General features: G+C 59.0%; 4 protein-coding genes. 3 read left to right on the top strand and 1 reads right to left on the bottom strand.

Translation table 11 applies throughout. The annotated features are described in order from the left end of the window. A partial coding sequence (locus tag DXX3274_RS19655) for a putative Ig domain-containing protein (protein WP_238556061.1) occupies positions 1 to 2,283 on the top strand: 2,283 nt, incomplete at its 5' end. 89 nt (positions 2,284 to 2,372) lie between these two features. Beyond that, positions 2,373 to 3,881, top strand: a complete 1,509-nt coding sequence (locus DXX3274_RS19650; protein ID WP_042861262.1) for a TolC family protein — start codon at positions 2,373 to 2,375, stop codon at positions 3,879 to 3,881. Between the two features lie 84 nt (positions 3,882 to 3,965). Here the strand turns inward: DXX3274_RS19650 and nifJ are convergent, their stop codons facing one another. Next, a complete protein-coding gene (gene nifJ, locus DXX3274_RS19645; RefSeq protein ID WP_042861261.1) occupies positions 3,966 to 7,478 on the bottom strand; it encodes a pyruvate:ferredoxin (flavodoxin) oxidoreductase in 3,513 nt (1,170 codons plus the stop codon). A 604-nt stretch (positions 7,479 to 8,082) separates the two neighbouring features. On the opposite strand from nifJ, the gene DXX3274_RS19640 reads away from it, so the two are divergent. Continuing rightward, positions 8,083 to 8,799, top strand: coding sequence for a hypothetical protein (locus tag DXX3274_RS19640; RefSeq protein ID WP_152495283.1), 717 nt, complete (start codon positions 8,083 to 8,085; stop codon positions 8,797 to 8,799). Positions 8,800 to 9,015 lie beyond the last annotated feature (216 nt).

Below are 9,015 nucleotides of genomic sequence, written 5' to 3'. Positions count from 1 at the left end.
ACCAACTGGTTCAACGTCGGCACGGTATCCAGCTCGTCGGCGCTGCTGCTCAGTTCGACGGCGCAGATCCGCTATATGCCGGACAGCGCCAATGGCGAAACCGCCACCTTCAGTTTCAGAGCCTGGGATCAAACCAGTGGCACAGCGACGTCAGGCGCGAGCAGGGGGCTGGCGGATGCCTCGACTTCCGGCGGCGGCAGCGCGTTCTCCGCCAACAGTGCGCAGGCGTCGCTGGCAGTGAGCAACGTCAACGATGCGCCGACCTTATCCAGCGGCGCCACGGTGACGCTGACCTCGACGACGGAAGACGTAACTTCGTCGTCCACGTTGGTATCGTCGTTGCTGAGCACTTCCGGTTACGGCGATGTGGACAGCGGTGCCGTCAGCGGCATCGCCGTTACCGCGCTGACGGGGAATGGTACATGGCAATACTCCACCGACAGCGGGGCCAACTGGTTCAATGTCGGCACGGTATCGGGTTCATCGGCTCTGTTGCTTGGTTCGACGGCGCAGATTCGCTATGTGCCGGACAACGCTAACGGCGAAACCGCAACGTTGGGTTTCAGAGCGTGGGATCAAACCAGCGGTACGGCGACAGCGGGGGCCAGCAAGGGCCTGGCGGATACCTCGACCTCCGGCGGCAGCAGCGCGTTCTCTACCAATAGCGCGCAGGCGTCGCTGGCGGTGAGCGGCGTGAATGATGCGCCCACGGTCGGCGGCACTGTCAGTGGTCAAAGTGCAACGAAAGATGCGGTGTTCAGTTTCACGGTGCCAGCCGGTACGTTTGTTGACGTAGACAGCGGCGACACGCTGACGCTGAACGCGACGCTGGCAGATGGTTCACCGCTGCCGGGCTGGCTGGCTTTCAACCCGTCGACGCGCACCTTCTCAGGCACGCCGGGCAGCAGCGATGTGGGCAACCTGACCATTCGGATAACCGCGACCGACAGCGGCAATGCCTCGGTCAGCACCACCTTCGGGCTGACGGTTAACAACAGTAATCTTCCGCCGGTCGTTTCCATACCGGTGGCCGACCAGACCATCGCGCAAAACGGCAGCTTCAGCTTTATCGTACCGGCTGGCACCTTTACCGATCCCGATATCGGCGACACGCTGACGTTGAGAGCGGCGCAGGCGGATGGTTCGGCGCTGCCGGGCTGGTTGAGCTTTAATCCTTCAACCCGCACTTTCTCGGGCACGCCGGGTAACGGTGATGTGGGCAATCTGACCATTCGGGTGACGGCGACCGACAGCGGCAATGCGTCGGTCAGCACCACTTTCGGGCTGACCGTCACCAACGTCAACGATGCGCCCGTGGTGTCCGGCTCGCTGAATGCCCAAACGGCGACACAAAACGGTGGTTTCAGCTTTACCGTACCGGCCGGTATTTTCACCGATCCCGATACCGGCGACACGCTGACGTTGAGCGCGGCGCAGGCGGATGGTTCGGCGCTGCCGGGCTGGCTGGCTTTCAATCCGTCGACGCGCACCTTCTCAGGCACGCCGGGCAACAGCGATGTGGGCAACCTGACCATTCGGGTAACGGCGACCGACAGCGGCAATGCCTCGGTCAGCACCACCTTTGGGCTTGCCGTCACCGGCAGCAGTGTGGATAACAGCAATAATGTGGATAACGGCAACCCGGAATTCAGGGTTAACGGCGCGGGTCCGACGTCGCCTAACGTTGCGCCAGCACCGATGATTACGGTGGCAAATAATGCACCGGTCACGTTAGGCGCATTATTTGCCCCGACGCCGCTCGGCTCCCTGAATACTGGTGGAGCGGCCGATAACACGACGGCAACGACAACGATCTTTCAGGCTGCCCAGAATACGCCGCAAACCGGTAGTGCGCCGGTCAGTCAGATCGCCGGTGCCTTCGGGCAGGTCGCTGCTTCCGGCGGCGCCAGCCGGTTTGACAGTTCGCTGGGGTCATTCCCAAGTTTCAATAACGGCGGCGCGATGGGCGGAAGCTCTTCGCTGGCAGGCGTGTTTTCAGGGATCAACCTGCCTTCCTTGTCGCCGATGGCGGTGTTCTCCGGCGGTAGCTGGCGTGACATCAGCGTCAACGCAGACAACACCGGAAATGAGGCGCGGCTTACGACGTCATCCGGCGGCATGGCGATGGAGTTCGCCCCCGGCCTGGAGCGGCAGTTGCGGCACATTGGGGACATGGAATCACAACGTTTGGCCGCCATTGAACAGGCGTTGCTGGATATGGGGCAGTTCAATAGCGCTCAGGCCGATCGCGGTCAGAGCAACAGCGATAGACAGCAAGGATAAACGCGGTCTTGGGACAAGGCATTCATAGCGATAGCAGTAGTGATGACAATAGCAGCCGAAAAATAACAACAAAGGTCAGGAGTGGAATCGTGTCAAAGGGTCGGAAACTTTTCAGTCTCAGCCTCATCGTCATGGCGATGAGCGGTTGTGCCGTCACCAGTCAGCCTATTTCGAAAGAGCAAAGCGAGCAGCGTATCCAGCAGGATAAAGTGGCCATGTTCAGCAAACAGGAACCGGTAACGGCGCCTATTACGCTGTACGATGCGATGGCGAGAGCGCTTAAATACAACCTGGAAGCCCGGCTTAAGGTGATGGAACAGGCGTTGTCGCAACAGCAACTGGAGCTGGCGCGCTATGACATGCTGCCCCAGATGGCGATGTCGGCGGGCTATGTCGGGCGCAGCAATACCAGTGCGTCCAGTAGCCGCAGCATCGAAACCGGGCGGCAGTCGCTGGAGCCGTCCACCTCGCTGGACCGCAACCGCGACGTTGCCGACCTGACGATGGTGTGGAACGTGCTGGATTTCGGCGTCAGCTATGTCAGCGCCAAACAAAAGGCCGATCAGCGCTGGATCGCCGACGAGCGTAAGCGCAAGGTCGTCCATACCATTATTCAGGACGTGCGCTCGGCGTACTGGCGGGCGGTAGCGGCAGAGCGCCTGCTGGGGCGGATTGATAGCCTGATCGATCGGGTGAATCAGGCGCGCGAAGCCAGTGAGCACATGAGTACGCAGCAGGTTGGCGATCCGGTTGAAGCGCTCAGTTATCGCCGCGCGCTGATCGACGCGGTACGCCAGTTGGAAGAACAACGCCGGGCATTGTCGCTGGCGAAGACCGAACTGGCGACGTTGATGAATCTGCCGCTGGATACCCCGTATTCGCTGGCGTTGCCGAACAGTAACGACATGCCGGTGCCGCAATTAAACGTCGACTTCAATACGCTGGAACAGACCGCGTTGCTCAGCCGTCCGGAACTGAAGGAACAGGATTATCAGGTGCGCGTTCACGCAGCGGAAACCCGTAAATCTCTGCTGCGCATGTTGCCGGGGCTGGAGGTCAGCGCGGGCGGTCACTACGACAGCAACTCGTTCATGGTTAACCAGAGCTGGGCGGACGTCGGCGTGAAGGTGACCTGGAACCTGTTTAATCTGCTGTCTGGGCCGGCGGCGTATAAGACGGCTCAGGCCAATGAAAAAGTGTCGGAAGTTCAGCGTCAGGCGATGTCGCTGGCCGTTATGGCGCAGCTGTATATCGCCCGCGCCAACTTCAACGAAGCGGTGCGCCAGTATAAAACCAGTGTGGAACTGCGCGATCTCGACGGCCAGATTGCCGAACAACTGCGCAATCGCTATAAAGCCAACAGTATCGGCGAACTGCAATTGATTCAGGGAGAACTGAACGCTCTGAATGCTAATCTGCGTCAGGATCTGGCCTACGCGGAACTGCGCAATACCTACGGCCAAATTCTCTCGACCGTTGGGTTGGATTTGCTGCCGAAAACGCTGCCTTCCGACCGGTTGGCGGATATCAGTCAGGCGCTGCGCCAGTCGGAAACCAACTGGCAGCAAGGGAAGATCGGCGCGTTGCAGTCATTCTGATTCCCCGGTGATTAAGATGGCGCCTGCAACGCAGGCGCCAGAGCAGCGGCTATCCTTGCCTGACAATCATAGGCGCCGGCAGCATTACCCCTCCGCCAGACGTTTGTACCGCTCGAAACGCTCTCTGGCGTCCTGTTCGGTTTTGGCGAACAACTGGCTCGCCTGCTCCGGGTACTGGCGCCGTAACGCGCTATAGCGCACTTCTCCCATCAAAAAGTCCTGGAAATCGGCTTCCGGTTCGTCGGAATCCAGCGTGAACGGGTTTTTGCCCGCCGCCTGCAACTGCGGGTTGAAGCGGTACAGGTTCCAGTATCCCGCTTCCACCGCCTTCTTGGTTTCACGCTGGCTGCATCCCATGCCGGCTTTCAGGCCGTGGTTGATGCAGGCGGCGTAGGCGATGACCAGCGACGGGCCGGGGTGGGCTTCCGCTTCGGCGATGGCGCGCAGCGTTTGTGCCTTGTCCGCCCCCATCGCTACCTGCGCCACGTACACGTAGCCGTAACTCATCGCCATCAGGCCGAGGTCTTTCTTGCGGGTGCGTTTGCCTTCGGCGGCGAATTTCGCCATCGCCGCCGCCGGGGTGGATTTGGACGACTGGCCGCCGGTGTTGGAATACACCTCGGTGTCGAACACCAGCACGTTGATGTCTTCGCCGGAGGCCAGCACGTGGTCCAGCCCGCCGAAGCCGATGTCATAGGCCCAGCCGTCGCCGCCGAAAATCCATTGCGACCGCTTGGCGAGGTAATCCCGGTTCTGATAGAGACGGTTGAGCACCGGGTCGTCGCCTTTTTCATGCTCCAGCAGGGTGATTAATCGATCGGCCCGCTCGCGGGTGTCGTCGCCGCGGTCTTTCAGTTCCAGCCACAGGTTGAGCGCGTCGGCCAGCGCCGGGCTAAGCGGTTGCATCAACGCCGTCGCGGCGTCGCCGGCCAACTGTTCGCGGATGGCGTTGCCGCCCAGCAGCATCCCCAATCCGAATTCGGCGTTGTCTTCAAACAGCGAGTTGGCCCAGGCGGGGCCGTGTCCGCGGTGGTTGGCGGTGTAAGGGATGGACGGCGCGCTGGCGCCCCAGATGGAGGAGCAGCCGGTGGCGTTGGCGATCAGCATACGGTCGCCAAACAGCTGGGTAATCAAGCGGGCGTATGGGGTTTCGCCGCATCCGGCGCAGGCGCCGGAGAACTCCAGCAGCGGCGTCTCGAACTGGCTGCCCTTGACGGTGGTTTTGCTGAACGGGTTGGCTTTGGGCGGCAGGCCGAGCACCTGTTCCCACAGCGCGATTTTGGGCTGCTGCGACGTCAGCGGCTGCATGGTCAACGATTTACCGCGCGACGGGCAGATATCCACGCAGTTGCCGCAGCCGGAGCAGTCCAGCGGCGACACCGCCAGATGGTAGTGCAGCGTTTTGGCGCCGGTGGCCGGTTTACTGAGCAGGGTGTCGGGCGCCCGCGCCCGCTCTTCTTCGGTCAGCAGAGCCGGGCGGATGGCGGCGTGGGGGCAGATAAATGCGCACTGGTTGCACTGGGTGCAGCCTTCCGGTTGCCAGGCGGGCACGCTGATGGCGATGCCGCGTTTCTCAAACGCCGCGGTGCCGAGCGGAAAGGTGCCGTCTTCCATGCCGGTAAAGGCGCTGACCGGCAAGTTATCGCCCTCCTGCCGGTTCATCGGCGTCAGGATGCGCCGGATAAAATCGGGCTGGGCGCCGTCGAGGGTCGCAACGGGTTCCGGCAGGTCGGCCCAGTCGGCCGGGATGCGCACCTGAACCGGCGCCTGCATGCCCTGATCGATGGCGGCCTGATTCATCTCCACCACGCTCTGGCCTTTCTTGCCGTAGGACAGGGCGACCGCGCTTTTCAGGTAATCGGCGGCGGTATCGGCAGGAATAATCCCGGTCAGTTTGAAGAATGCCGCCTGCATGATCATGTTGAAGCGGCCGCCCAGCCCGAGCTGTCGGGCGATGTCCACCGCGTTGACCACATAAAAGCGAATCTGGTTGCGCGCCAGATAGCGTTTCATCGCCGCCGGCAACGCCGCTTCCAGCTCCGTCGGGTTCCAGTTGCAATTGAGCAGGAAAATGCCGCCGGGTTTCAGCCCCGCCAGCAGGTCGTATTTATCGACGTAGGATTGCTGCGAACAGGCGATGAAATCGGCGTTGCGGATCAGGTACGGCGAGGTAATCGGCTGGGCGCCGAAGCGCAGGTGCGACACGGTAATCCCGCCGGATTTTTTCGAGTCGTAGGAGAAATAGGCCTGCGCGTACATCGGCGTCTGGTCGCCGATGATCTTGATGGCGCTTTTATTGGCGCCGACCGTACCGTCGGAACCGAGCCCCCAGAACTTGCAGGCGGTGGTGCCCGCAGGCGCGGTATCGATATCATCGACCGGCAACGGCAGCGAGCTGTGGGTAACATCGTCTACGATGCCGACGGTAAAACCATCCTGCGGCATGGGCTGCAGCAGGTTATTGAATACCGCGGCGATGTGCGCCGGTGCGATATCTTTGCCGCCTAGCGCATAGCGGCCGCCGACGATCAGCGGCCGGTCATCGTGATTGTAGAAGGCGTTTTTTACGTCCAGATACAGCGGTTCGGCCTGCGCGCCCGGCTCCTTGGTGCGGTCCAGCACCGCGATGCGCTGCACCGTGGGCGGGATGGCGGCAAAAAAATGCGTCAGCGAGAACGGGCGGTACAGGTGCACGGTCAGCAGCCCGACCTGTTCGCCGCGCTGGTTGAGGTAATCGACGGTTTCCTGAATGGTTTCGCACACCGAACCCATCGCGATAATCAGGCGTTCGGCGTCCGGCGCGCCGTAATAGTTGAACAGATGGTATTCGCGGCCGGTGAGCCGGCTGATGTGCGCCATCGTTTCTTCCACCAGTTCCGGCAGCGCCTGATAGAAACGGTTAACCGATTCCCGCTCCTGAAAGTAGATATCCGGGTTTTGCGCGGTGCCGCGCGCTACCGGATGGTCCGGGTGCAGGGCGCCGCGGCGAAAGCGATCCACCGCCTGCCGGTCCAGCAGCGTAGCCAGTTCGTCGTACTCCAGCAGTTCGATCTTCTGGATCTCGTGGGAGGTGCGAAAGCCGTCGAAGAAGTTGATGAACGGCACCCGGCCTTTGATCGCCGCCAGATGCGCCACGGCGGACAGGTCCATCACCTGTTGTACGCTGCTCTCCGCCAGCATGGCGCAGCCGGTTTGCCGCACCGCCATCACGTCCTGGTGGTCGCCGAAAATATTGAGCGAGCTGGTGGCCAGCGCGCGAGCGCTGACGTGGAATACCGCCGGCAATAGCTCGCCGGCGATTTTGTAGAGGTTGGGGATCATCAGCAACAACCCCTGCGACGCGGTATAGGTGGTAGTGAGCGCGCCGGCCTGCAACGAACCGTGCACCGCCGCCGCCGCTCCGGCTTCCGACTGCATTTCCACCATTCTGACCGGCTGGCCGAACAGATTCTTTTTGCCCTGCGCCGCCCATTCATCCACGTTTTCAGCCATCGGCGTGGAGGGGGTGATGGGATAGATAGCCGCCACCTCGGTAAAGGCGTACGAGATATACGCCGCCGCGGCGTTGCCATCCATTGTTTTCATCTTTCTTGCCATGTACGGGTTCCTCTCTGTGGTGTCGAAGGTCGCCAGCTACGCTTTGCCGGCTGGCGCACCGTCATGGGCTGACCTAGCACGGCTTATGCCAGTTAGCGCCTGATCCAGGAAAGGCAGAAGATTGAATGGGTTACGATGGTCGCTGCCGCGGCTGTGGAAATGTGGCGTCGGTGTGATTGAGCGGAACAAGACACGGACTGCGACATCCTGTCGGCCTGCCAACAAAGTGTTGTGCCGGTTCCCACTCTCGTGGCTACTGTTGCCGGGCGTCAGACGAGGGCGGCGCGCATAACGGAGCCGCCGCCATCAAAATTTGTGGCCTGATAATAAGAACTACGCTTTTGAATTATTTTATTCTAAATAATATGCGTAGATGTTTTAAAAACACCCTATATATCAATGAGGATGGGGAATGCAGTGAATTAATTAATTCAATTGGCATTAATGGATTAGTATTGACGAAAATATCATATTCTATTTTCTTGAGAGGGGAATATTCACTGCCTACAGTTATCAGACGGCGGTGATATTGCCGCTTCAACTCCAATATATTATTTATTAAGAGGAACGGAATATGGCTATTGCAGTCGAAACCCTGAATGCGGTGCAGTTGAAATCAAGTATTAGTGATGGCAGCCGTACGACATTAGGTACGGGGGATGCCGTGACATTCACTAATTTACCCAATCAGCCGGTTGCCATTGTGGCGTATAACAATACCGGGAATACAACCAGTTTTAATGTGGCTTATAACAATCAGGCACCGACCAATTATCAGATTGATTCCGTGCAGGCTCAGGGCTTTTCTCTCGGGCTGGCTTACCTCATCAACCCCGGTGTAACCCATGCCAGCGAGATCACGGTTTCCGTACCGAAAACGGAACAGCAGGGATCGTCCATTGATGTCTACGCGGTCAGTCTCTATTTTCCGCTGGGTAAAATCCAGAATCAGGAAATCCCGCTGGATGGGCGTGCCGTACACTTTAACGGTTATTCCCGCTCGTACGCCACCCCGCCGCTGGCCTGGTATGCACTGACCGTTCAATCCGGCAATACCGGGCAGGTAGGGTTGTATTTCTCCGGTAGTCATGTTGATGTCATTGCGGTTAATACGCCGAATGAAATCAAGGAATTATTAAGCACCAAAGTGATTGCCACCTCCGGCAGCGGTATCGCCAGCACGGATTTTGATATTTTGGTAAATCCGGGAAATTCTTATACCAAGAATTTTTACGGTGTTTCGAGCCAGCTGGTTTATTCGCCGATATCCGCGGCTAATACCACCCAGGATGGTTCTATCTCTATACAAAAAATTTCATAACGATGGTTTTCTTCTGAAAAGATAATTCAGAATCATAGATAAAATATGTGTAAATGTATTCTTCAATAATAACCACGTTTGGATAACATACGTGGTTTTTTTATTTTTCTTTTCATTCATCTTCTTTATCGCGTCGGTCATTTCTTTATCGCATCGGCTATGGCGGCGTTTAAGAAAACGTACCGTATTCCGGCTGCATGCCGGTTGGCGGCGCTG

This window comes from Dickeya sp. NCPPB 3274 (genome assembly GCF_000406205.1).
GTDB lineage: Bacteria > Pseudomonadota > Gammaproteobacteria > Enterobacterales > Enterobacteriaceae > Dickeya > Dickeya fangzhongdai.
This window is presented reverse-complemented; position numbering and strand designations above follow the sequence as displayed.